Source organism: Candidatus Poriferisodalis sp. (assembly GCF_965203655.1).
Taxonomy (GTDB): domain Bacteria; phylum Actinomycetota; class Acidimicrobiia; order Acidimicrobiales; family Poriferisodalaceae; genus Poriferisodalis.
In genome coordinates, this window is sequence record NZ_CBDBDD010000009.1 from 249,509 (window position 1) to 273,279 (window position 23,771).

Here is a 23,771-nt window from a genome sequence, read left to right on the forward strand (position 1 = left end):
TCCCAGTTCTGACAAGACTTTATGAGCGGTACCGCGACCCCGAATTCGTACGCCAACGGTCTGAGAGGGCCGAGATCGCGAGGAACTGCTCGCCGGTTCGAGACCCTCGCATTCCTCTACTGAGAGGAAAGAGCCGCTACTCACGTTAGACATCATCTCGGCTTCTGTGCTAGGTTGCGGAGCGGCTCGGACACGTTCGCACGCGGGCGTGCCGAGGCACAATTCGCGGGGCGTTACGGTTCGCATGAACTTGAACGCCATGCCAACAGGGGGAGCAATGGCCACAGATCTTGAGAAGTTCGTCGAAGCCGACGGACGCGAGGAACAGATAGCCGAAATCGAGCGCCGGATAGAGGCCGACGGCATCCAATACCTCTACTGCCAATTCGTGTCGGTCACCGGCCGGATCATGGGCAAGGGGATACCTGCCAAGCACTTCGGCATGATCGCCCGCAAAGGATTCCAGCTCGTCTACGGCTCTACCGCCAATCTCTTCATCGATCGTCACGGCAACTACATCGGCTACGGCCCCGAAGCCCGCGAGCTCGTGGGCATCGGCGAGCCCGAGACGTTCATGCCGCTGCCGTGGGACCCCAAGACCGCACGCGTCTGGTGCACGCTCTTCCGGGGCCGTGAAGAAGAGGTCGACGGCGGCGCGTTCCTCACCTCGGACTGCCGGGGCAATCTCAAGCGCCTGCACGCCGAATTCGAGGCCAAGCACGGGCTGCACCTGCGGGCCGGCTGCGAGCCCGAGATGATGTGGCTCAAGGCCGATGCAGACGGCAAGCCCACCGTGGAGGGCATGACCAAGCCGAACTGCTACCACATCGACCAGTTCGCCGAGCTGCAGCCGCTCATCCACAAGGTGGTGGAGTACTGCGAGGCCATGGGCCTCGAGATGATCCAGGGCGACCACGAGGACGCTCCCGGCCAGCTCGAGCTGAACTTCCAGTTCGACCGGGCCGAGCTCACCGCCGACCGCCTCACCACCTACCGCCAGGTGTGCAAGCAGGTAGGTCGCGAGCTGGGTGCGTTCCCGTGCTTCATGCCCAAGCCGTTCATGGGCGTGTCGGCCAACGGCTGCCACCACAACATCTCGCTGTGGGACTCCGAGGGCAACAACAAGTTCCTGCCCGAGGGCGACAACCCGCAGCTCCCCGGGCCCGTCGGCATGAAGGCCATCGGCGGCATCCTCGAGCATGTGCGGGCGCTGACGTGCCTGTCCTCGCCGACGGTCAACTCCTACCGCCGGCTGTGGGACACCGGCTTCTGGGCGCCGGTCTTCGCGGACTGGGGCTTCCAGAACCGCACCACCGCGCTGCGGGTGAGCGCGCCGGGCCGTTTCGAGTACCGCTCGGCGGACAGCTCGGTCAACCCCCACCTGTCCTTTGCCGGGCTGCTCATGGCGATGGACGACGGCCTCGACCGCAACCTCGACCCGGGCGAGCCCGAAGAGCGCAACATCTACGAGGCCATGGAGGCCGGCAAGGACGTGCAGAAGATCCCGCTCACGCTGGGCGAGGCCCTTGAGGCGCTCCGCAACGACGAGTGCGTCATGCGGTCGCTGCCCGGCGAGATGGAAAAGGTGTTCTTCCACTACAAGACCGACGAGTGGGAGCGCTTCCTGCACACCGTCTCCGACTGGGACGTGGAGGAGTACCTCGACGTCCTGCCGTGAGGGAGGCCGACAGCCATCGGGCCGGTTCGCCGAGGCGGGCCGGCACACAACCCGAAAGACCAACAGCACCCACGAAGGGGGGAGCACCATGTGCGGCATAGCCGGAGTGATCCACCGCGACGGAACCGCCGACATCGGGGCAGAGCTCACGGCGATGCTCCAATCGATGAAGCACCGAGGGCCCGATTCCACCGGCTACGCCGTGTACGGACCGGCCGACGACCTGGTCGTGATCCGGTTCGTGCTGGCCGAGCCCAACAAGAGCACGGGCATCGGCATGGCCGAGCGCCTCGAGCGCAACCGGGCCGAGGTCGAGAGCCGCCTGGCCAAGATCGGCGCCGAGGTGGCGACGGTCACCAGCGAGACCGGGTACGCCTTCCGTGCCACCATCCGCTACGGCGGCGATCTCAAGGCTCTGGCCGACTACCTCGAAGACGTTCCCGGCTGCGAGGTGCTGTCGCTGGGCAGCTCGCTGGAGATCATCAAGGACCTGGGCGACGCATCGACCGTGAGCGACCAGTACAACCTGGGCTCGTTCCGGGGCACGCACGGCATCGGCCACGTGCGCATGGCCACCGAATCCGAGGTGGATCTTGCGAGTGCGCACCCCTACTGGGCGTATCCCTTCGCCGATGTGGCGGTGGTGCACAACGGCCAGCTCACCAACTACCACCAGTGGCGCCGCCGCCTCGAGCAGCACGGCCACCGATTCCAGAGCGAGTGCGACTCGGAGATCATCGCCGTGTACCTCGCCGAGTACATGAGCCGGGGCCTGACGCTCGAGACGTCGATGAAGCACAGCCTCGATGATCTCGACGGCGTGTTCACCTACGTCTGCGTCACCGGCAACCAGCTGGGCGTCGCCAAGGACGAGATGGCCGCCAAGCCTCTGGTGCTGTTCGAGTCCGATCCGCTCGTGGCGGTTGCCACCGAGGAAGTAGCCATCCGGTCGCTCGTGAAGCGCGAGGTCGTGACACGTGATCCCTACGAGCGGGAGGTGCTGGTGTGGCAGGTGTAGGTTCCCGCAGCGGCGTCTCCTACGACGCCCGGGGGCTGGTTGAGCCCCATGCCGACATGCCCGACAACATCGAGGTCGACGGCGGCCGGGCCCGCTTCGACGCAGCCGATCTGACCATCCGCCAGATCAACATGGCACTGCGCAAGCTCATCTACGACGACGGCATCACCGATGTGACGATCCTGAATCCGGCGTCGAAGCACTCGCTGGCGGTCGGGATCCTGAAGCGCTGCCGCATCCACTTCGAAGGCAGCCCGGGCTGGTTTGCCTGCGGGCTCATCGACGGCCCCGAGGTGACGATCAACGGCCGTGTCGGCTGGTCGGTGGCCGAGAACATGATGTCGGGCGTGGTCACCATCGAGCGCAGCGCCGGCTCGCTGACCGGTGCGGCCATCCGCGGAGGCGATCTCATCGTGAAGGGCGATGTGGGTGCCCGCACCGGCATCGACCAGAAGGGCGGCACGATCGTCGTGCTCGGCGATGTGGGCATCAACACCGGGTTCATGATGCAGCGGGGCCGCCAGATCATCTGCGGCAACGCCGGCATGAACCTGGGCGACTCGATGTACGACGGCGAGATCTACGTGGCCGGCAAGGTGGCCTCGCTCGGCGTCGACTGTGTTCCTGGTGAGTGGAACGATGCCGACACCGAGCTGATCGAGCGCAAGTTCCGCATCCACGGGCTGGGCGACCCGCCCGAGTTCCAGAAATTCGTCTGCGGCAAGGTGCTGCACAACTACGACCAGCTTGAGCCGTCCGAGCGCAAGCTCGTGATCCATTAGAGGCAGGGGGAGTACAGCCATGGCTGACGCAAATGAGGTGAACAAGAGCACTGACGTGCTCGGCAAGAGCCGGATCTTCACCCCCGAGGTCATCAACGACATCCACGTGAAGGCCGAGCTGGGCCGCTACCGCATGCGGGGCTTCTCGATCTTCAAGAAGATCCCCCACTGGGACGAGCTCGTGTTCCTGCCGGGCACCCTCACCCGGTTCGTGATCGAGGGTTATCGCGAGAAGTGCGAGACCAAGACCGTCATCGGCTCACGCTTCGCCTCTAAGCCGCTCGAGCTCGACATCCCGGTGTACATCACCGGCATGAGCTTCGGCGCACTGTCGCTGGAGGCCAAGATGGCGCTGGCCAAGGGCGCCTCGATGGCCGGCACGGCCACCTGCTCGGGCGAGGGCGGCATGATCCCGCCCGAGCGTGACCTGTCGACCAAGTGGTACTACCAGATCATCCAGAGCCGCTACGGCTTCAACCCCCACCACCTGATGCTGGCCGACGCCGTGGAGTTCTTCATCGGCCAGGGCTGCAAGGTGGGCCTCGGCGGCCACCTGATGGGTCAGAAAGTCACCGAGCAGGTGGCCGAGATGCGGTCGTTGCCGGCGGGCATCGACCAGCGCTCACCGGCCCGCCATCCGGACTGGCTGGGCCCCGACGACCTGTCGCTGAAGATCCAAGAGGTGCGCGAGGCCACCGACTACCAGATCCCCATCCAGCTCAAGCTGGGGTCGGCCCGGGTGTACGACGACGTGCGGATGGCGGCCAAGTGCGGCCCCGATGTCATCTACCTCGACGGTGCCGAGGGCGGCACCGGTGCGGGGCCGCACCTGGCCACCGAGGAGACCGGCATCCCGCTGATGGCGGCCATCCCCGAGGCCCGCCGGGCGCTGGAGGACGTCGGCCTCGCCGACGACATCGACCTGGTGGTTGCGGGCGGCATCCGCAATGGCGGCGACGTGGCCAAGTGCCTGGCGCTGGGTGCGAACGCGGTTGCGCTCGGCACCGCGGCGCTGATGGCGCTCAACTGCAACAAGGAGATCCCCGGCGTCACCGACTACGAGGGCACCATCGGCGTGCCGGCGGGCGAGTGCTACCACTGCCACACCGGCCGGTGCCCCGTGGGCGTGGCCACCCAGGACGTGGAGCTGCGCAAGCGCCTCGACGTCGACGAGGCGGCGCTGCGGGTCTACAACTTCCTGATCACCCTCACCATGGAAGTGCAGATGCTGGCCCGGGCGTGCGGCAAGACCGACATCCACTCACTCGAGCCCGAGGATCTGGCGGCCCTGACGCACGAGGCGGCAGCCATGGCCAAGGTGCCGATCGCCGGCACCAACTACATCCCGGGCGTCACCGAGGAGCGGACCCTGGCGGAGATCCGTGACCTCTTCGACAAGCACGTGATCGACGGAGGACTGTAGGCATGGCTGGACAAGCAAGCACCGGCGAGAGCACGCGCGAGACGCGCACCGTTGCCATCGACGCGGAGGTGCTGGCGGGCAAGCGGTTCCCGTACCAGGAGGACATGTCGCTGGTCGAGGACATCGACCTGCTGGCGCTCACGCCGGGTCCCGACATCAACTGGCTCGAGGACATCACGCTGCTGGAGGAAGACGGTGTGCCCGCCGTGTTCGACCGCTACTCCAACTCGTTCCTGAAGATCTACTTCGACATCCCCGAAGGCCGCGAAGACGAGATCGCCCGCAAGGTGCTGATGAAGCACCTCACCGAGGGCAACAGCTACGGCATCACGCTGAAAGACATCCACTGCAAGTTCCCGCAGGTGGAGCTGGGACCCTGGGTGGAGAACTCCCGCATCGTCGGCACCGAATGGCGCCCGCCGGTGCTGGAGGGCTGGGAGGCTCCTGCCGGCCACTGAGCCGGCGCTCGCCGACCGGCCAGCGTCGCCACACGACAGACGCCGCCACACGACAACACCGCGACACTTCACGATCAAGAAGGCAACGGCATGGCACTACCCACCAGCGCTCGTTACGTCATCATCGGCTCGGGCATCCACGGCCTGTCCACCGCTTGGAACCTCGCCCGCGATCTGCGGTCGTCGGGTCGGGGCTCGGGCGCCGACATCGTGGTAATCGACAAATCGGGTGTGGGCGCAGGCGCTTCAGGCATTGCCTGCGGCGTTATCCGCAACAACTACTTCCAGCCGGCGATGCGCGAGCTGATGGCCCACTCGGTGGACGTGTGGGACAGCGATCCCGAGGCGTTCTCGTACCACCCTGTCGGCTACATGCAGATCAGCCACGAGGCGATGCGCGCCGACGTGGCGTCCATCCATGCCCAGCAGCAGGCCATCGGCTACTCGTCGACGTTCGTCGAGGGCGCCACTGCGTCGGACAGCTACATGAAGGGCATCTTCGACGACTGGCAGGCCCAGGGAATCACCAGCGTGCTGCACGAGCACCGTGGCGGGTATGCCAACAACATGGCCTCGCTGAAGGGTTTGCTGGGCAAGGCCGAAGCCGAAGAGGTCAACGTAGTCGGCGGCGTCACCGTCACCGGGTTCGACCAGGACGCATTGGGGGCCGTCACTGCCGTGCTCACCGATCAGGGCTCGGTTGCCTGCGAGCACGTGGTGGTGGCCGTGGGGCCGTGGGTGCAGAAGATCTGGGCAATGCTGGACCTGCCCACCACCACCGACATCGCGGGCGGCGACGGCGAGCTGCACAACGTGCCGACGTGGACCTACATGTGCCTGCAGGAGGGCACGCTGACGGTCGATCCGGGCTACCTGACCGACAACGAGGGCAACATGCCGCCGGTGGTGCATGTCGACACCGACGCGCCGCTGTATGACGCGGATGGCCTGGTGACCGAGGGTCCGTGGGGCATCTACTACAAGCCCGACTTCAACTTCGGCGGCGTGCAGGGCGGTTACATGCCCTACGTGGTCGACAAGCCGCCCGAACAGGTGGCCGTTGACCCCTACGGGCCCGACTCGCCCGACTTCGTGGTGGGCGGCGATTTCTACCGCACCTGGACGGCGGCACTGGCGCACTGCCACAAGCGCTTCGAGGGCAAGAACCACCTCATCAGCGACGAGCCCTCAGGCGGCATCGGCAGCTTCTCACCCGACAACTTCCCGGTGTTCGACACCTTCTGCGACAACGCCTTCTTCATCGCCGACTCGAATCACGGCTACAAGATGATCGGCGTGGGCGCACTGGTCGCCAAGGAGTTGCTCGGCGAGCCACAGGCACTGCTCGAGCCGTTCCGCTACTCGCGCTACGCCGAAGGCCGGCTCCACCCGGTCAGCAACTCGCCCTACCCCTGGAGCTAAGAGGCTGAGCCGATAGGCGAAGCCGTGGCCCGAGCGGCCCGTGAGCGACAGCGAACAAGAGCGGGAAACGACAGGTGGGCCGACGAGAAGGCTCGCCTATCCGCGCTGCCTCTAAGCGCGGGCGCTGGGTCCGTAGGACAGGTGCATCAGGTCGCCCTCGGCGAAGCGTGACGGTCGCAGAGCGCTGATGTCGATGGGCGGCGCGTCGCCCACCTGGTCGACGCCGAGCACGCGGGCTGCGACGATCTCGCCGAGAGCGGGTGACAGCTTGAGCCCGTGGCCCGAGAGGCCGACGGCCAGGTACAGGCCCTCCACCTGCGCGATGTCCGACGCCCAGCCCAGGATGGGGTGGTAGTCGGGCGCGACGTCGTAGGCCCCGGCCGTGGTGCTGACGGTGGACGCGACGGTCAGGCTCGGGAGTCGTTCGGAGATGGCAGCCCGCAGACGCACGTCGTGAGCTGCATGGCCGGCCCTGGACGCATCGGCGAGCGGGTCATCGACCACGGGCATCTCCGGCGGGTAGGCGACGGCGACGATGTGACGGCCCATGTCGGGTCGGATCACCAGGTTGGAGTTGCCATCGGTGATGCAGGTTCCCAGTGCTCGTGCTCCAGCGCTCTGTTCGAGCACTGCCATTTCCAGCCGCCGCCGCTCGATGGGCACCTCCACGCCCAGCGGATCCAGCAGGTCGCGCGCCCATGCCCCAGTGGCGGCCACAACGACCGGCGCGACGATCTCTCCGCCGGCGGTGTTCACGCCGGTGACGGCCCCGCCCGAGGTCATGATTTCCTCGACGTTGACCGGCGCGAGCACATCGGCACCGGCGGCGCTCGCCGCGGTGAGCCAGCTCAGCACCATCTTGGTGACGTCGATGTAGCCGCCCTCGGGCTCGTAGGCGCCGCCGGCGAGACCGTCGGCGTTCACCAGCGGCTCGACCTCGGTGATCTGGCTGCCGACAACGAAGCTGGTGTCCACGCCGAGGCTGCGGCCGAGCTCGATGTTGTGGCGCAGGCCGTCGAGCTGATCTGCGACGACCAGCAGCATGTAGCCGAAGCGGGCGTAGCCGGGATCGCCGAAGCCCACCGCCGAGTCCCAGTTCTGGATGCAGTGGAAGCCCCGCTGGGCGATGCGCACCATCAGCTCGTTGGAGTAGTGCTGGCGGATCTGGCCGAACGTGCGGCCCGAGATGCCGCCCACCGGTGCCCGGGCGTCCACGATGGCCACGCGCATATCCGAATGTCGGGCGAGCTGGTAGCCGATGCTGGCACCGGTCACCCCGGCGCCGATGACCACAACGTCCGCTTCAGATGGGATCGCCTGCACCAAGCGGCCCTTCGCTGTTCTCTCTTGGCGAGACCCGCCGATCAGCCTTCAGCCAAGTACGACTCCAGCGAGTCGTCGAGGGCGTCCTCCCACGACGTGTGGTGCACCGGTGCCAGCGTGCCGGTCACCGGCGAGGTGTGGCCGTGGTCGCGGTAGCCGATGATCGACTGCTTCTTGTGCCCCTTCCAGTCCTTGAACATCTTGTTGATGAGCTGCGTGTTCGGGTCGGGGCAGTCGGTCTGGTCGATCAGGTCCTGGGTGTAGTCGCCCTGGAAGTCGATGGCCCCGTAGTCGTCGGCCACGGCGTCCTCGGCGGCCTGGAAGTCGTCGATCCAGCGGGCCTGCTCGTCCGCGCCGGGCAGTTCGATGCGGCCCAGGATCACGTCGCGGGCGTACCAGGCCTGGGCGTCGAACATGTTGAACGTGTACCACTGGTCCTGCATGCCCAGGTAGAGGATCCGGTTCTCCGGCTGGAACACCACGCCCCGGTACAGCATCGACGAAGCGAGCCGGTTGGCGGTCACCAGGCGCAGCTCGTCGTCCATGAACGGGAAGTGGTGCAGGTAGCCGGTGCACGAGACGATGGCATCCACCTCGGCGCTGGTGCCGTCGGTGAAGTGCACGGTGCGACCGTCGACATGGGTGAGGATCGGCTTCTCGCTGATGCCGGCGGGCCAATCGAAGCCCATTGGTCCGCTGCGCGAGGAGCAGATGACCTCCGACGCCCCGTACTTCCACAGCTGCGACGCGATGTCCTCGGCCGAGTAGCTCGAGCCGATCACCATGACGACCTGGCCTTCGAACTGCACGGCGTCGCGGAAGTCGTGGGCGTGCAGCAGCGTGCCGCCGAACGTCTCGTAGCCGGGATAGTGAGGCATGTTGGGCGTCGAGAAGTGTCCCGTCGACACGACCACCCAGTCGAAGTCCTCGCTGACGTTGGCGTCGGCGGCGTGATCGTGCGACGTCACCGTGAAGCCGTCACCGGACGCAGAGCGGCTCACCCGTCGCACCGCTTGGTTGAAGCGGATGCTGTCGCGGATGCCGCTGCGCTCTGCCCGCCCGATGATGTAGTCGTAGAGCACTTCCCGTGGCGGGAACGAGGCAACTGGCTTGCCGAAGTGCTCCTCGAAGCCGTAGTCGGCGAATTCCAGGCACTCCTTGGGGCCGTTGGACCACAGGTAGCGGTACATGGAGCCGTGGCAGGGCTCGCCGTGTTCATCGAGGCCCGTGCGCCACGTGTAGTTCCACAGGCCGCCCCAATCCTCTTGCTTCTCGAAGCAGACAAGTTCGACGCCCGCAGCCTCCCCCGAGGCGTCGCTGGCGAACGCATGCAGCTGCGACAGTCCGCACGGTCCAGCACCGATGATGGCTACCCGAGTCATATCCGGATCCCCCCTGTGAGTAGATGTTTATGCAATGAGAGTAGAACGTCGCCCAGTCTTGCATCTGCGTGCACAGGTCCGGGACACGTTGCGCGACCGCTGCGGAGGCGGCAGGACCCTATGAGCGCACTCGGGATTTGTCGGGATCGTAGAACGGGAAGCGCACGACCTCGGCAGCGATGCGCTTCTCGTGGCCGTCCAGCTTGCCCACTTCCACCGCGGTGCCGATCTCGTTGTAGGGCAGCGTCATGCGGCACAGGGCGATGTTCTTGCGCAGGATGGGCGAGATGGTGCCGCTGGTGACCTCGCCGACGTGATTGCGCCCGACGTACACGCCGTCGCCGAGCCCGGCCGGCTCACCCCCCTCGAGTTCGAGGCCCACCAGCCGCCGCTGGGGATTGTCGCGCCGGTCGAACAGGGCATCGCGTCCGATGAAGTCGTCTTCCTTGGTCTTGAGCGGGACCGTGAAGCCGATGCCCGCCTCGTAGGGATCGGTCTGGTCGCAGAACTCGTGGCCGGCGAAGACCAGCCCAGCCTCGATGCGCAGCATGTCGAGCGCACTCAGGCCCATGGGCACGAGCCCGTGGGGGGCGCCCGCCTCGAAGATCGCGTCCCACACCGCCGGGGCATCGGAGGGATGGCAGAACACCTCGTAGCCGAGTTCGCCGGTGTATCCGGTGCGTGAGAGCACCAGCGGGATGCCGTCGTAGTCGCCGATGCGAGCGATGGCGAACCGGAACCAGCCGAGCTCGGAGACGGTGGGCTGATCGGGGCGAGTCCAGATGACTTCGTCAAGGATGCGGCGGCTGTTGGGGCCTTGGACCTGCAGGTTGTGGAGCTGCTCGGTGGAGTTGCGCACCCAGACGTCCAAGCCCATCCGCTCTGCCTGCTCGCGCAGCCAGATGCCGCTGTAGCCGAGCTGACCGCCGATCCAGCGGAAGTTCTGGCGCGTGATGCGGAAGACGGTGCCGTCGTCGATCATGCCGCCCGTGGGGTGGCACAAGGCGGTGTAGACCACCTGCCCGTCGGCGAGCTTGCGGACGTTGCGCGTGACGCAGGTCTGCATCAGCAGCTCGGCATCGGGCCCCGTCACCTCGTACTTGCGCAGCGGCGACAGATCGATGGCTGCCGCCGCCTGCCGGCACGCCCAGTACTCCTCGGTGGCGCCGTGCGCCGTGTAGTGGTCGGCCAGCCAGTAGCCGCAGTACTCGCTGAAGCTGCGCGTCAGGGCGGCGGTGCGGGAGTGGAATCCGGTCTCTTTGGTGAGCTGGGCTTCGGAGTCCGCGGTCATTCTGATCGCCGTCGCTTTCTTGAACATGTTGGCTGCGGGGTACACCCTGACCGCAATGTCGGTGGGGTTCCAGCCGTTGGCGGCGTCGACATCGCACGGGCAGGCGGTGCTGACGCACACCAGATCCTCCAGCGCCCGCAGCAGCACGTAGTCGCCGGGGCGTGACCACGGCTCGTCGAAGTAGATCTGGTTCGCGTCGTCCACCTGGGTGTTGTAGAAGAAGTTGATCGCCTCCCAGCCGCGCCGTGGGGCGACGTTGTAGGGATCGAGCTCCCGGTTGATGTTGTCGGTGCAGTTGACGTGGCCGGGGTAGCCCATCTCCTCGTAGTAGCGGGCGTTGCAGGCCGTGTTGAAGGTGTCGTGGCGGCCCACCGTGTCCTGCACCACCTCCACGAGCGGCTGCATCTTGGCGTTGAAGAACTTCGAGTACAGCCCCGGTGCGGGGCAGCTCGCCCCCATGAGCGAGCGGGTGATGGTGGCGTCGAGGCAGAGTTCGTTGCCGGCCTCGAGGTCGGCTACCGCGAAGCATTGGAAGTCCGAGCACTGCCGTCCCTCGGCGTCCACGACCTGGAACCAGTCGCCCTTGGGCACCTGGTAGGCGCGAGCGGTGCTGGCGAGGATGATGAAGTCCTGGCTGGGGTCGGCCAGCGGCGTGGGCAGCAGGGGCTCGGCGCCATTGCCGGCCGGGTCGCGTCGGTGGACGTATGCGATGAGGTCGGTCGGGGGGACGCCGCCGTGCGCCGACATGGCTCCGCCGGGCGCTGCGACCACGCAGGCGAGGTCGTCGAGGGCAGTCACGCGAGCGCTGCTGTTGGCGGGTGTGTCGCCGTCGAGAAGCCTCAGCGGCGTCGCTGCCTGCATGGCCCCCATGTCGATGCCCACCCGTTCGAGGCCGGCCCGCACCCGGCGGGCGTCATGCAGCGGCGCTGAGAGGATGCCGACGGCGACCGGATCGGATCCATCGGCTGTTCGGGCATTGCCGCCAGCGCCCTTGAGCCCAGCGACCTCGAGCAGGCCCGGGTCCGAGTGGCCGCCGGCACCGAACGCGAGCAGCTCGCATGGCTGGCAGCCTTCGGGATCGACGACCTCCAGCTCGTCGCCCGCATCGAGGGCCAGCACCGTTGCCCCGCCGCCGGTGACCCGATATCGCTCGACCCCCGGTCCGAGCAGCATCAGTCCGGGCACCACCTCGGACTCGCCGGGCAGCAGCAGTGTCATCGCCGCCGGCCGAGCGGTCCGGAGAAGAACCAGCGCGGCGGCTCGTCGGGGTCGCGACCCTCACCCGCAGCAACGCCGGCGAACATGTTCCACCCGAGCAGCACGACGGCCGCCGCACAGGTGATGAAGGCGATCTGGGGCCCGAGGCCCGGATCGGGGCTGCCGAGGCCCGACGGGCTGACGAGTTCACGGATTGCGATGGTGCCCGCGAAACCGGCGCCGATCCAAGCGGGGCGCCAGCGGATCTGAATCAGCACCACGGTCAGGAGACAGATGACGAGCAAGATCCGCCCGATGCCGGTGCTGATGCCGCTCACCGTCTTGGTGGTGTCCGTCAGCGGCCCGACTCGGACGTTGGTGTTCCACGGCAGGAACATCGCGGCGCCCGCCACCACCACGCACGCTTGGGCGATCCACTTGCGAGTGGCGCTCATGGCCCCAACCTAGAACCTCAACGCGCCAGCAGACGCCGCGCCGCCGGTGGGCGGCGCGGCGTCTGCCGCGTTGGTTGTGATGCGTCTGCTGACTGCTGTCAGCCGACGACCTGGATGGCAATGATCGCGAAGACGATGCAGGCGATGGTGAAGACCACCACCCCCATCTCAACGGCCTTGCTGTGACCTTGCAGTCCTTGGAATTCGATCTGCTTGCGTCGAGCCATGTCAAGTCCTCCTAGCTGTACTTGTCAGCGAGACGGTCAGCTGCATGGTTCAGCAGCTTGTCCTCGCGCGCCGTCACAAGAAACGCCGCAACCACGGAAACGGCGATCCCGATGACGGCGAGAACGACCGAGGCCGTATTGCCGCCTGGGCCAAAGGTGAAATAGCCAGGGCAGGCGTTATAGAACGCTTCGCACAGACGTTCACCGGTGTCAGGATTCTCGACAGCCCTGAGAGCTTCGTCCCAGCTGTCGTAAGGGAAGGTGTTCATTCAATCCTCCTCAGGTTTGAACGAGGTCAGTGATCGTGTCGGTCCTGTCCCTGTGCCTCTTGCTGCGCTCGTTTCTGCTTGCCCCAGTACCCGGCGGCCGAAACCAGCAGGTACATGACGACGATCGCAAGAATGAACTGCAGCCACGAGGCGGACACCCGACTTATCGGTTGGCGGCGAGGTCGGCCCGCAGCGTTTCGTCTGCGTCCCCCTCGGACCCGTCAGCGTGGACAATGGGCTCAGGGGCTCGGCCGAACTCCGGATAGAAGTCCGTCTCGAACTCGGCCATGTCGAGGCCCTCGACCTCCACCTCGGGCGGCACCCGGAGCAGGTTGAACTGCTTGAGGATCCACGATGCGACGTACCCCGTGACGAACGACAATGCGAAGATCGCCGCTGCACCTACGAGTTGACCCAGGAAGCTGGTCTTCACTCCGCCGGCCCCTGTCGGGTAGCCCCCGGCGAAGATGCCCACGAGCATGACGCCCCAGAAGCCCATGACACCGTGGACTGACACCGCGCCGACGGCGTCGTCGATGCGGGCCTTCTGCTCGATCCAGTTGCCCACGCTGTAGGCAAGACCGGCGGAGAAGAACGCCAGGATCAGTGTCAAGTTCGGGCTGTAGATATCGGCGCCTGCCGAGACAGCCACCACGCCGGCCAGACCACCGGAGATGGTCCAGAACGGATCGCCCTTGGCGAAGATGTAGCCGCCGGCGAAACCGCCTGCGAAGCCCATGGTGATGGTGAACGTGATCGCCGACAGTGTGGCCGGGCTGAAGTAGATGTTCGCCCAGCCCGGCGTGGTGTCGGCCGTGATTGCCAGGCACGCCGCGTAGAACGCGTAGAACGCCGTGAAGATGATCATCAGCCCCATCAGCGTCAGATGGAGGTTGTGGGGCTTGAACACCCGTGTCCCGCCGTCCGCGTCGTAGCGACCGATTCTCGGCCCGAGGTTGAAGAGCACTCCCAAGGCGAAGATGCCGGCGACGCCGTGGACCACGCCCGAAGCGGCGAAGTCGTGGTAGCCGAAGTGGACACTCAGCCAGCCGCCGTAGCTCCAACCCCAAGCGGCCGCGATCACCCAGACGATGCCGCCCATGAGAGCGGTGAGCCAGAGGTAAGCCGAGATTCGGATTCGCTCTAGCACCGAGCCGGACATGATCGAGCCGGTTGTCCACGAGAACAGCACGAAGGCCGCCCAGAAGACGCCGCTGATGTTGTCGCCGAGATTTGGCCCCATGGAGCCATCCCACGGTAGGCCGAAGCCATCGCCGCAGTAATAGTCACCCGAGGCGGCTGTGCCACCTCCGTCGGCTGTCCCGGTGAACTTGAGGCCCTCCTGCATGCAGAAGTAGACGTACCAACCGACGTAATAGAACGTCGGCGTCACGACGGCGATCGTCATGATGTTCTTCATGGCCGTCGACATGACGTTCTTGCGACGGCTGACGCCGGCTTCATACGTCATGAAGCCGACGTGCAATAGCCACATGATCGCGACCGTGAAGAAGTAGTAAGCCTCCGTGAACACAACAGAGGTATCCATCGCGCCTCCCCCCATTTTCGGTTTGCGCTGAGTCCCCAACAACCCGGGCGCCAGACCAATTGGAGGAAACCGTAACAGGTTCGCAATGTTCGATCTGACATCGCCCGCGCAATGGGTGGAAATTGAACGTCGCGGGTGATTTCTTGAACGAGGCAGTCCGGCTTGCAGCGCGCTGTTGACGAATTCGTGACGCGGCTGTGCTGGACTCGACTGCCGCGCGGATCAGCCGTCGCCGGCGTCGCCGACCTGCACTTCGCGGATCTCCCCGGTGCCGGCGTGCACCCAGATCGCTGCGTGGTGGAGGAAGTCCTCGGACCCGCCGTCGGGGTCTGCAACCGTAAAGACCACGACCCAATAGGGCGTCGGGGGGAAGCCCTGGCGGAGCACCTTGGCCTCGGTGCGTTCGGGCGTGAAGCCATCGGGGTGCGCGTCGAGCTCGGCGCGAGCAATGGCGACGGCCTCGTTCTCCTCGAGGTCGACGCCGGAGCAGCTTCCCGGAGCGAAGACGAGGAGGATGGCCAGGATCACGCCGACGACGATGAGCAGCAGCGGCCGACCAGGCATCGCGTTCAGGCGGCCGATCAGGCCCTTCGATCCGTTGGGCGGCTCGGGCGGCATCAACTCGTCGTCAGGCATCGTGGTGTCCTCTGGCTTTCCGGCTGATGGGATCAGTCGTCTCGGGGCGGGCGCGGCACGAGACGCAGGATGACGTAGCCCACCACATGGGTGATGGCCACGAACGACACCCACCACAGCATGACGGTTTGACGGTAACCGCGTTCGCGGCATTCCCAGTAGGTGAGGCCGACCGCTGCCGCCAACAGGATCCACAGAAGGAGGCTGCGGCGCGCAAAGCCGGTGTCGCTGATCCAGTCGGCGACGAACATCAAGACCATTGGCCTCAGCCTCCCGCCGCGCCGCGCGACTCGCTGGCGGGGTACACCTTGATGGAGATGAACCGCACCGGCAACTCGACGAGCTCGACCGGGCCGTGGGCCACCTCGCCGTGAATCTGCATGGTGTCGCCGGTGTTGAGCAGGTAGGCCTTGCCGCCGTAGCCGTAGTTGAGCGATCCCTCCAGCACGTGGAGAAACTCCACACCCGGGTGCTGGTAGAGCGGGAACACGCCGCCCGGCTCGGTGATGGTGGTGATCATCGGCTCGATGATCCGGTTGGGTCCTCGCAGCGTGCCGAGATCCTGGTACAGCCGGTCCGGCCCGCCGCGGTCGTGGTGGATCTCATGGCCTTCGCCCGCTCGCACGATGACTAGGTCGTGTTCCTCGTCGAGGCCCCGGAACAGCGCGGTCACGGGTACCTTCGCCGTTCCGGCGAGGCGAGCGAGCGTCGACAGGCTCGGCGCACTCTGGCCGTGCTCGATCTTGGAGAGCATCCCCAGCGAGATGCCGGCATCGTTGGCGAACGCCGACATCGTCATATTCAAGGCTTGGCGGAGTTCGCGGACCCGGCTGCCGACCACGCGGCACAGCTCGGCGGTGGTCAGCGGTGAATCGATGGCTGACTCCGCAAGGCTCAGCGGGTCGGGGCCGTCGGGATCTTCCCGCGGGTCCGGGTTCATCGCCCTGATAGTGCCAGATGGCAAGTGCTGCCCGGTGTGCCCGCTGCGGAGGCGGCAGGATCCTTAGAGGCCGGCGGCTGCGGCGAAGGTGCGCAGTTCGCGTTCGACGTCGCCCATCGGCTGGAACGAGACTTCGGTGATGCCTGCGGCAGTGAGTCGTTCCATGCGCTCGGGCACCTCGCTGGCATGGCACACGAATGGGGCGATGCGCAGGGACTCAGGCGTGAGCACTTGGCGGTCGATGGCATTCAGCTGGGTGAGGTGGCCTTCGTGCAGCGACAGGTGGAGCGTTGCAGGGTCCATGTCGCCGGTGATCTCGCTGAAGCGCTCTGCGTTGGGGAGTGTGCCGAGCCGGGCATCGCGTTGTTCCAGGAATGCGTGATACGCCACGCTCACGCCGGGTCCGGCGGTGTCCATGACACGTTGCGATTCGATCGACTCGTCGTCATCCATGATCGTGCCGAAGCCGAGCAGGATGACGTCGTCGATGCCCGCGTAGTCGGCGTCGGGCCGAGGTCGCGAAGTGAAGACGCCGCAACCCATCTTCGCCGCGGCCTCGAGGCCCCGGGGGCCGTTCACGCCCAGGATCCATGGCACTTCGATGGGCCGCTCCGCCGCTTGGCCCGGCCAGTGCAGCATCTTGGCGGCCCTGCCGTCGACTTCGACGATCTCGCCTCGCAGCAGTGCTTGGGTGTCGGCAACCATCTGAGGAAAGTCGGCCCAACGCAGCGGCTTCTGGCCCATGGCCCGGCGGCCGGTGAATCCGGTACCGGCACCGATGATGACTCGTTCGGGTCCGACGAGCCCGACCAGTGTGGCGATGGCTGACGCCGTGGTCATCGGGTGGCGCAGCGAGGGAATCAGCACACCGGGCCCGAGACGGATGCGCTCAGTGCGCACCGCCGCGAGGGCGAGAATCATCCAGACATCGAGCTGCAGCGCCGGCGTGTCGTACACCCAGGCGGTCTCGTAGCCCAGCTCCTCGGCTAGCACGATGTGGTCCGGCGTCTCGGGAACGGGCGGGAACGCGGCAGAGATCTTCATGGCGGCAGTCTCGCGAAATGCGCGGGCTTCGGCCCGGGTCGCCAGCCCTCAACCCGCGGACTCCCATGTCCGAGGCTCGGGCCCCCTCGGCAGCCCTGACCGCCGGGGCTCGTATGTGCGAGGCTGCGCGCATGGAGATCTCGAAGGCACTCGACTACGTGCGCAAGAACGACCGCGCTGTGCTGGCCACCAAGGCGCGCGACGGCACGCCACAGCTGTCGCCGGTGACGTTGGCCGTCGTCGACGACACGGTGGTGATGAGCACCCGCGACACGGCCTTCAAGGTCAAGAACCTGCATCGCGACCCGCAGTCGTGGCTGTGCGTGTTTCCCGAGAAGTGGCTGGGCCGTTGGGTCCAGCTCGAGTGCCAGGCTGAGATCATCTCGGGCGAGGCTGCGCTCGATCCGCTGGTCGAGTACTACCGAACGCTGCAGGGCGAGCACCCCGACTGGGACGACTACCGCCGCGCGATGGTGGAGGACAAGCGTTGCCTCGTCCGCTTCCACATCACCAAGGCCGGCCCCGACAAGCACGGCTGATCCGCCGGGGCTGAGCGCCGCGGTGTATCGTTGGTGTATGGCACGCACAAACATTGACATCGACGAGGCTGCGTGCATGCGTGTCATGCAGCGCTATGGACTCAGCAGCAAGCGAGCAGCAGTGAACTTCGCCTTGGAACTCGCCTCCGAGGAACCGATGTCGCTTGATGAAGCGCTCGCCATGCGCGGCACCGGTTGGGACGGCGACCTGGAAGCCATGCGTGGAGGCCGCGTCGAGCACCTGTGACACAGCTCGCTGGCAGTGTCGGCCCACCGGCGGAAGCAGTGCTCATTGAGACGTCGGCATGGGTCGCGTTCTTGCGTGGGAGCGATGACGCGATCGCTGACGCAGTCGAGTCTGCGCTCGCCGACGGCGTGCTCACCTGTGACGCGGTCCGCATGGAAGTGCTGGCAGGTGCCCGTGACGAAGTGCATCTGGCTCGGCTGCGTGCATTGCTCGGTCGTGCGAAGTTGATTCCGACCAATTCGGTCGATTACCAGCGAGCAGCGCTGCTGTACCGAACGTGCCGACGGTCTGGCGCGACGGTGCGCAACATGATCGACTGCCTCATTGCTGCCATCGCCATCAGGAGCGGCGCAGCGGTGCTGCACGCCGATCGCGATTTCACAGCGCTCGCTCAACACACCCAGCTACAAGTCCATCCCGCATCTGCGACTCACATGCCCGATCGATAGAGGACGTCAGCTGCTGGTGACCTGCCAGTGGACGAGGGTGTAAGGCGGGTTGCCGTTGTCGTGGTCCTCGAAGACGGCTTCGACATCGCTGCCGATGACGATGTCTTGCATGGGGTCGCCGAGCAGGTTGCCGATCATGCGCAGGTTGTCGGCGTGGGGCAGCTCGACCAGCACCACGATGTAGGGACCGTGTTCGGCCAGCGCCGGATGCACGGGGTGATGCACGCGCTGCCAGGAGTAGATGCGCGCCGTGGGCTCGACCGTCACCCACTCGACATTGAGCGACTGGCAGGCGTGGCACACCCAGTCGGGCCCCCATTGGTGCGTGCCGCAGTCGGTGCAGCGCTGCACTCGCAACTCGTGCTCGCGGGTGCCTTCCCAGTACGGCGCGTCCATCCCGTCGCGCATCGGAGCCGGTTGGGTGAGGCCTTCCGGCAGGTAGGTGCCCTCGGCGAGCGCACTCATCCGAGCACCTCCGCCGTGCCGTAGATCGCTGTCGAGGCGATCTCGACCATGGGTCCGGCATTGGAGAGCGACACGTTGACGTTCGGCACCTGGTTGGTGGAGTCGCCGCGGACCTGCCGCACCGCCTCGATCTGCATGCCGAGCCCGTGCATGTAGCACTCGGCAAGGTTGCCGCCGCTGGTGTTCAGCGGGATGCTCCCCCCGTCCGCCCGCAGGTTCTCGAACGTCAGCACCTCATTGGCGTTCTCGTAGGTGCACAAGCCGTGCTCGATGAGGCTCATCACCACGGCGCCGGTGAAGTTCTCGTAGCTCTGCACCACGTCAACGTCGTCAGGTGTCACGCCGGCCTGCTCGTACAGGTGCTGCGCCCCGAGCTTGAAGCTGGAGGTCGCATAGTCGGTCGGGTTGTGGACCCAGGCGCCCGAACGGTGACCGCCACTCTGCTGGGCTGCCAGCACCAGCACCGGTGTGTCGCTGAGGTCGGCGGCTCGCTCGGCAGACGTGACGATCATGGCCGCGCCACCGTCGTTCTCCAGGCAGCAGTCGTACAGCCGGAACGGCTCGGTGATCCAGCGGGACGAGTCGTAGGTCTCGGCGTCGAGCGGGCGGCCGTACATGACCGCCCGGGGGTTGTTCTGGGCGTGGTGATACGCAGCCAGCGCCACCGCCCGCATGGTGGACCGATCGATGCCGTGCTCCCACATGAGCCGGGTGGTGCGCATCGCGTACATCTGGGCTGGGCTCATCACGCCGTAGGGGAGCGTGTAGGCGAACTCGCCCCGCACGGCCGGTCGGCGCCCACCTTGGCCGAAGCGGCCGAACTGGCCCTGGGCCAGGCCCCGGTAGGCCACCACGACGTTGGCCGATCCGGCGTGCACTGCACTGGCAGCGTTCTGCACGACGGCTGCAGCGCCGCCGCCTCCGCCGCCCCACTGCATGTTCGAGTAGCGCAGCTCTTCGAGGCCGAGGGCGTTGGCCAGCCGGGCCGGTGTATTGCGATCGTTGCTGTACGAGCAGAACCCGTCGATCTCCCGTGGGTTGATGCCCGCGTCCTCGCACGCCGTCAAGATCGCCTTCACGACCAGCACGAATTCAGGATCGGTCGATTGGCCGCGCTTGTAGTAGGTGGTCTCACCGACACCTGCAACGGCCGTGCGGCCACGCAGGCCGCGATCAGCACCTGAGGCACTCACGGCGCAAACCGTAGCCAAGCCCTGCCCGCCCCCGCCGATGCACCGCCGGGTCTGCTGCACCCCTCGTCCGGTGGCTGTCGCGGCTCGATGGGCTAGAAACAGGGCCGATGTCCGACGACGAGCTCGCTGCCTTCCGCCGCAGTATCGACAAGGTCGATGCGGAGCTGGTTCGGCTGCTCGCGGAGCGCTTCCGCATCACTCATGACATCGGCGTCTACAAGGCTGCGAACGACCTGCCGCCGGTTGACCTGCCTCGCCAGCATGAGCAGGTGGACGGGCTGCGCCGGCTCGCCTTGGCGGAGGGACTCGATCCCGACTTCTGCGAGAGGTTCGTGCATTTCGTGATGGACGAGGTGATCCGCAACCACAAACGCATCGCCGAGGCCGCCAGCGAGTTCACCATCGAGCAGGAAACTCTCTAGACGGGCGAGACCGCTGGCAAGCTGAACGGGCGGTTCAGCGCGAGATGATGACCTCGATGCCAGCGTCGGCGAGCTGGGTGCGTGCTGCGGCTTCGGTCTCGGGCGCCACCGAGGCGGAGAGCCCCTCGATCACCGTGGTCACGTAACCGTTCGCAGCAGCGTCCATCGCGGTGGCACGAACGCAATGGTCGAAGGCGATACCGACCACGTCGACTTCGTGTACGCCTGCAGAGTTCAGCAGGTCGTTGAGGGTCCGGCCGTCGCCGTCGACGCCTTCGAAGCCGGAATAGGCGGCAGCGTGCATGCCCTTGCGCACGCCCGCGTCGATGCGACCGGCTACAGCGTCGAGTGCAGGGTGCAGCTCGGCCTCTGTGGTGCCGGCCACGCCGTGGGGCGGCCATGTGTCGACGAAGTCGGGCTCGTCGCTGAAGTGATCACCCGGGTCGATGTGCCAGTCCTGGGTGGTCACCACGAGGTCGTAGCCGTGGTCGCCGGCGAGCAAGTCGGCCACATTGGCGGCGACGTCGTTGCCACCCTCGACCCCCAGTGCGCCGCCTTCGCAGAAGGTGGGCTGCACGTCCACGACGAGCAGTGCTGTGCGGGAATGCTGATCGGGATTCTCAGCCATGTCTGGTCTCCTGCGCCGCGACTCGTGCCGCCGGGCGCGGCTCCCGCAGCGCGCTGAGGCCAAATCTACCGACGGCCCGATGGGGCTTGAGACGGCGCTACACGCCGAGCAGGAACGAGGCGTTGCCCGCCCAGAACGGTGCGGTGACGCCTCCGCTGAGGCCGGCCGCGGTGAACGAAGCCTGGAACTCTGCGATCGGGTCGCGGCCGCCTTCGGGGTGCGGCCAATCCGACGAGAACAGGTACAGCTCCGGCCCGCTGTTGGCCACCAGCCAGCCCACGTCCTCGAAGTGCCACGGCGTGAACCGCACCTGGCGGCGGATGTAGTCCGAGGGTGCCATGGTCAGCTTGGACAGCTCAGGCTCGTGACGGCCGAAGGCCTTGACGCTGTTGTCCAGCGAACGCAGCAGGTTGGGCACCCAGCCCGCGCCCAGCTCGATCAGCCCGCAGCGCAGATCGGGGAACTTCTCGAAGATGCCGTCGAGCACCATGCAAGCCAGCAAGTTCTCGGCGTCGTGGTACAGGTTCAAGAAGTCCTTCGAGCGCATGTTCTCGCCGCCGCCCACGAAGTCCTTGCCCGGAACACGCCCGTTGTTGTGGTACGTCTTCGGCAGCTTGTTGCCGCCGTTCGGCCCGAGGTGCATCAGCACCGGCACGTCGGCCTCGGACAGCAGCGCCCACAGCGGGTCGAAGTCGGGGTGTGTGGGGCTCGTCGCGGTCGGCACGCCGTGGGGGATCCATGCGGCCCGGCATCCCACCTCGATGGCCTCGCGGGCGCACTCGAGGGTGCGCTGCGGATCCTCCAGAGGCACGAACGCCACGCCCAGCAGCCGCGGGTCGACCGAGCAGAAGTCGGCGATGCCGCGGTTGTGCGCCGAGGCGCCGCCGTACGCCAGATCGACATCGCCGCGGGCGTGGAACTGCGTGTGCGCGAACGTCGTGAACACCAGCTGGCTGGCGAAGCCCAGCTGGTCGAGCGCCCCGACCCGTTCATTGGCGTCCATCGAGCCGTAGGCGAAGTAGCCCTTCGGCCCGCCGACCACGTCGGCTGCCAGCTTCGCCGTTTCCTCAGGATCGTCGCGCCGCGCCCAGCACTGCTCCACCAGCTCATGGGTGGCTGCATCGCCCCCACCCAACAAGCTCAGGTCTCGGAGCTTGGCGGCCACGGAGCTGTCGGCGTAGCTCGCCAGCCAATCCACCGGTTCCATCAGATGGCTGTCGGTGTCGTGAATCAGCAGCTCACCTGCATACGTCGTCATAGTTCTTCCCATCGGCCGAACGGCCAGAACGCTGGCCCTGCGACTGCCAGTGTTGCAGGACTGACGCGGCGGTACTCGACCCGCTTCTTGAGGCCAGCAGTTGCTTCAGCTACTGATCTATGCATCTGCCGGGTGTTCTGCCCGCGGAATCGCGGCCACCATGCCGCGGTCAACGGTGACCACGGGCATCGCATGTTGATCGGACAGGGCTGCGTAGAGCGCGTCAGAAAGCCGCAGATTGTGGCGGTGGTTCCATGCGCTCGCGAGCAGAGAATCAAGCAGGTGGCGTCGCACGATGATGCGCTTGAATGTTTCCAGTAGTCGTGACACCTGCGCTGCCCTCAACCGACCGGCACGGTGAAGACGGCCGAGTGCCGACATGACCTCGATGTCCAGATGTGCCGGCGCATGCAGTTCGTTGTGCCGCAGGCGATTCCGGATCGCGCCAGCCGAGGGGGCATCGATGAGTATGTCGACGACCGCCGAAGCATCGACGACCAGCGCCTCATTCACCGAATTCGAGTTCGTCTTTGGCCGCGCGGACCGCTTCGACAACGGATTCGTCGTCGATGCCCGTCGAAGGCAAGTTCGCCACCTCGTCGAGCCAAGCGTCCAGCGACTGGCGATCGAGTTCACGCTGGATGGCGGCCTGTGTCAGCCCGGAAACGTTCAGGTCGGCAGCGCGCGCCTTCTCGGCAAGATCATCCGGCAAGTAGACGTTCACACGTGCCATGCGCATAGGGTACACACTCAATTCCGCGCGAGGAGCTGACGTTCAGCATCGCCAGCATGGATCCATCTTCGGCCCGCAGGCAAACGATTTTCGCAGCGCGGTTGACGTCGCCCTGTGCGCCTACACCCGTCGACGGTTGACGGGTCCCTGGACATTGAGAGGATTGTCCAGCTTGGCGATCTCTTCGTACTCGAGTGATTCGGCCTCGCTCTCCGTCAAGCCAGAAGCGAGTGTCTCGTACTGGTAATCGGCACCTGCCGCAACGAGTCCGCTCATCTCCTTTGAGCCACCGGTCAGTCCCCTGTCGCCCGAGACGTGCTCGGACACTCTGGCCTCGACCAGCCGGCTGGTGATGCCTACGTACTGCTGACCGTTCTCGAAGCTGAGTCGATAGACCTTCCAACGGCGGCTTGGCGGATGCGGTGTGTCAGACGGCGCCTCCAAGCGCCGGTATTCGAGCTCGAGCGTGAGTCGCTGCTTGTTGAGTCGTCCGAGCTCGGTTATCGATGCGCCAGCCTCTCGTTGGCGTCTGTACCGCCGGCGCACTGTTTCGTACTTCTTCCAGCGGATTGCGGCTTCGGCGCATGCTGAGCAGGGTTCCTCGCCATGTTTCTTGTGACGTTGAAATGCGGCCCATGTACCGCAGGGGCGTTGCATGCGCCCGCCGACGTTCACACGGGTCCGCTCGCCTCGTTCGTCCAGCGAGTAACCCTCAGCCATTCGGCATCGAATCTGAGGTGATG

At 66.2% G+C, this 23,771-nt stretch carries 28 protein-coding genes; 10 read left to right on the forward strand and 18 right to left on the reverse strand.

Features of this window, described 5'->3' with window-relative positions; genetic code table 11:
• Nucleotides 1-277: 277 nt before the first annotated feature.
• The 6 genes from ACOGW9_RS12520 to ACOGW9_RS12545 all read left to right on the forward strand — a co-directional run bounded on the left by ACOGW9_RS12520 (nt 278) and on the right by ACOGW9_RS12545 (nt 6,781).
• Nucleotides 278-1,678: a glutamine synthetase family protein gene (locus tag ACOGW9_RS12520; protein WP_419911725.1), complete on the forward strand. Its 1,401-nt coding sequence runs from the start codon at nt 278-280 to the stop codon at nt 1,676-1,678.
• Between the two features lie 88 nt (nt 1,679-1,766).
• Nucleotides 1,767-2,696, forward strand: a complete 930-nt coding sequence (locus tag ACOGW9_RS12525; RefSeq protein ID WP_419911727.1) for a glutamine amidotransferase — start codon at nt 1,767-1,769, stop codon at nt 2,694-2,696.
• Nucleotides 2,684-3,478 (forward strand): GXGXG motif-containing protein, encoded by a 795-nt coding sequence (locus tag ACOGW9_RS12530; protein ID WP_419911729.1) that lies wholly within the window; start codon nt 2,684-2,686, stop codon nt 3,476-3,478. The genes ACOGW9_RS12525 and ACOGW9_RS12530 overlap by 13 nt, the downstream gene beginning before the upstream one ends.
• Before the next feature lie 19 nt (nt 3,479-3,497).
• Nucleotides 3,498-4,901, forward strand: coding sequence for an FMN-binding glutamate synthase family protein (locus tag ACOGW9_RS12535; RefSeq protein WP_419911731.1), 1,404 nt, complete (start codon nt 3,498-3,500; stop codon nt 4,899-4,901).
• A gap of 2 nt (nt 4,902-4,903) precedes the next feature.
• Nucleotides 4,904-5,359: a hypothetical protein gene (locus tag ACOGW9_RS12540; protein ID WP_419911733.1), complete on the forward strand. Its 456-nt coding sequence runs from the start codon at nt 4,904-4,906 to the stop codon at nt 5,357-5,359.
• A 90-nt stretch (nt 5,360-5,449) separates the two neighbouring features.
• Complete coding sequence (locus tag ACOGW9_RS12545) at nt 5,450-6,781, forward strand: NAD(P)/FAD-dependent oxidoreductase (protein WP_419911735.1); 1,332 nt, start codon at nt 5,450-5,452, stop codon at nt 6,779-6,781.
• 111 nt (nt 6,782-6,892) lie between these two features.
• Here ACOGW9_RS12545 and ACOGW9_RS12550 read toward each other — a convergent pair whose 3' ends face one another.
• From ACOGW9_RS12550 to ACOGW9_RS12600, 11 genes are all read right to left on the reverse strand, one after another.
• Nucleotides 6,893-8,104, reverse strand: a complete 1,212-nt coding sequence (locus ACOGW9_RS12550) for an NAD(P)/FAD-dependent oxidoreductase (protein ID WP_419911737.1) — start codon at nt 8,102-8,104, stop codon at nt 6,893-6,895.
• A 41-nt stretch (nt 8,105-8,145) separates the two neighbouring features.
• Nucleotides 8,146-9,486: a flavin-containing monooxygenase gene (locus ACOGW9_RS12555; RefSeq protein WP_419911739.1), complete on the reverse strand. Its 1,341-nt coding sequence runs from the start codon at nt 9,484-9,486 to the stop codon at nt 8,146-8,148.
• A gap of 118 nt (nt 9,487-9,604) precedes the next feature.
• Entirely contained in the window at nt 9,605-11,995 is a 2,391-nt protein-coding gene (locus tag ACOGW9_RS12560; RefSeq protein WP_419911741.1) for a DUF1989 domain-containing protein, read from the reverse strand.
• On the reverse strand, nt 11,992-12,429 hold the full coding sequence (locus ACOGW9_RS12565) for a hypothetical protein (RefSeq protein WP_419911743.1): 438 nt from the start codon (nt 12,427-12,429) through the stop codon (nt 11,992-11,994). The genes ACOGW9_RS12560 and ACOGW9_RS12565 overlap by 4 nt, the downstream gene beginning before the upstream one ends.
• A 98-nt stretch (nt 12,430-12,527) precedes the next feature.
• Nucleotides 12,528-12,656: a hypothetical protein gene (locus ACOGW9_RS12570; RefSeq protein ID WP_419911745.1), complete on the reverse strand. Its 129-nt coding sequence runs from the start codon at nt 12,654-12,656 to the stop codon at nt 12,528-12,530.
• 11 nt (nt 12,657-12,667) lie between these two features.
• On the reverse strand, nt 12,668-12,925 hold the full coding sequence (locus ACOGW9_RS12575) for a hypothetical protein (RefSeq protein ID WP_419911747.1): 258 nt from the start codon (nt 12,923-12,925) through the stop codon (nt 12,668-12,670).
• A 163-nt stretch (nt 12,926-13,088) separates the two neighbouring features.
• On the reverse strand, nt 13,089-14,474 hold the full coding sequence (locus tag ACOGW9_RS12580) for an ammonium transporter (RefSeq protein ID WP_419911749.1): 1,386 nt from the start codon (nt 14,472-14,474) through the stop codon (nt 13,089-13,091).
• Between the two features lie 222 nt (nt 14,475-14,696).
• Nucleotides 14,697-15,110 (reverse strand): hypothetical protein, encoded by a 414-nt coding sequence (locus ACOGW9_RS12585; RefSeq protein WP_419911751.1) that lies wholly within the window; start codon nt 15,108-15,110, stop codon nt 14,697-14,699.
• Between the two features lie 32 nt (nt 15,111-15,142).
• Complete coding sequence (locus ACOGW9_RS12590; protein ID WP_419911753.1) at nt 15,143-15,370, reverse strand: hypothetical protein; 228 nt, start codon at nt 15,368-15,370, stop codon at nt 15,143-15,145.
• 5 nt (nt 15,371-15,375) lie between these two features.
• On the reverse strand, nt 15,376-16,050 hold the full coding sequence (locus ACOGW9_RS12595; protein WP_419911755.1) for a helix-turn-helix domain-containing protein: 675 nt from the start codon (nt 16,048-16,050) through the stop codon (nt 15,376-15,378).
• Between the two features lie 63 nt (nt 16,051-16,113).
• A complete protein-coding gene (locus ACOGW9_RS12600) occupies nt 16,114-17,094 on the reverse strand; it encodes an LLM class flavin-dependent oxidoreductase (protein WP_419911757.1) in 981 nt (326 codons plus the stop codon).
• Between the two features lie 131 nt (nt 17,095-17,225).
• On the opposite strand from ACOGW9_RS12600, the gene ACOGW9_RS12605 reads away from it, so the two are divergent.
• Genes ACOGW9_RS12605 through ACOGW9_RS12615 form a run of 3 tightly spaced genes read left to right on the forward strand, consistent with a single transcriptional unit; the run spans nt 17,226 to nt 18,329 of the window.
• Nucleotides 17,226-17,633: a PPOX class F420-dependent oxidoreductase gene (locus ACOGW9_RS12605; protein ID WP_323671536.1), complete on the forward strand. Its 408-nt coding sequence runs from the start codon at nt 17,226-17,228 to the stop codon at nt 17,631-17,633.
• Between the two features lie 37 nt (nt 17,634-17,670).
• Nucleotides 17,671-17,880 carry a type II toxin-antitoxin system VapB family antitoxin gene (locus tag ACOGW9_RS12610; protein ID WP_419855407.1) on the forward strand — a complete coding sequence of 70 codons (210 nt, stop codon included), beginning with the start codon at nt 17,671-17,673 and terminating at the stop codon, nt 17,878-17,880.
• Entirely contained in the window at nt 17,877-18,329 is a 453-nt protein-coding gene (locus ACOGW9_RS12615; protein ID WP_419911760.1) for a PIN domain nuclease, read from the forward strand. The genes ACOGW9_RS12610 and ACOGW9_RS12615 overlap by 4 nt, the downstream gene beginning before the upstream one ends.
• Nucleotides 18,330-18,335: 6 nt before the next feature.
• Here the strand turns inward: ACOGW9_RS12615 and ACOGW9_RS12620 are convergent, their stop codons facing one another.
• Nucleotides 18,336-18,794: a Zn-ribbon domain-containing OB-fold protein gene (locus ACOGW9_RS12620; protein WP_419911762.1), complete on the reverse strand. Its 459-nt coding sequence runs from the start codon at nt 18,792-18,794 to the stop codon at nt 18,336-18,338.
• Nucleotides 18,791-19,987: a thiolase C-terminal domain-containing protein gene (locus tag ACOGW9_RS12625; protein ID WP_419911764.1), complete on the reverse strand. Its 1,197-nt coding sequence runs from the start codon at nt 19,985-19,987 to the stop codon at nt 18,791-18,793. Before ACOGW9_RS12625 ends, ACOGW9_RS12620 begins: the two co-directional genes overlap by 4 nt.
• 107 nt (nt 19,988-20,094) lie before the next feature.
• Between ACOGW9_RS12625 and ACOGW9_RS12630 the strand changes: the two genes are divergently transcribed.
• A complete protein-coding gene (locus ACOGW9_RS12630) occupies nt 20,095-20,409 on the forward strand; it encodes a chorismate mutase (protein WP_419911766.1) in 315 nt (104 codons plus the stop codon).
• Between the two features lie 34 nt (nt 20,410-20,443).
• On the opposite strand, the gene ACOGW9_RS12635 is transcribed toward ACOGW9_RS12630, so the two are convergent.
• The 5 genes from ACOGW9_RS12635 to ACOGW9_RS12655 all read right to left on the reverse strand — a co-directional run bounded on the left by ACOGW9_RS12635 (nt 20,444) and on the right by ACOGW9_RS12655 (nt 23,748).
• On the reverse strand, nt 20,444-21,037 hold the full coding sequence (locus ACOGW9_RS12635) for an isochorismatase family protein (protein WP_419911768.1): 594 nt from the start codon (nt 21,035-21,037) through the stop codon (nt 20,444-20,446).
• A 97-nt stretch (nt 21,038-21,134) separates the two neighbouring features.
• Entirely contained in the window at nt 21,135-22,295 is a 1,161-nt protein-coding gene (locus ACOGW9_RS12640) for an amidohydrolase family protein (protein ID WP_419911770.1), read from the reverse strand.
• A 117-nt stretch (nt 22,296-22,412) separates the two neighbouring features.
• Nucleotides 22,413-22,808, reverse strand: coding sequence for a type II toxin-antitoxin system VapC family toxin (locus tag ACOGW9_RS12645; RefSeq protein ID WP_419911772.1), 396 nt, complete (start codon nt 22,806-22,808; stop codon nt 22,413-22,415).
• Nucleotides 22,801-23,028, reverse strand: a complete 228-nt coding sequence (locus ACOGW9_RS12650) for a type II toxin-antitoxin system CcdA family antitoxin (RefSeq protein ID WP_419911774.1) — start codon at nt 23,026-23,028, stop codon at nt 22,801-22,803. The genes ACOGW9_RS12645 and ACOGW9_RS12650 overlap by 8 nt, the downstream gene beginning before the upstream one ends.
• Nucleotides 23,029-23,148: 120 nt before the next feature.
• Nucleotides 23,149-23,748 carry a hypothetical protein gene (locus ACOGW9_RS12655; RefSeq protein WP_419911776.1) on the reverse strand — a complete coding sequence of 200 codons (600 nt, stop codon included), beginning with the start codon at nt 23,746-23,748 and terminating at the stop codon, nt 23,149-23,151.
• Between the last annotated feature and the right edge of the window lie 23 nt (nt 23,749-23,771).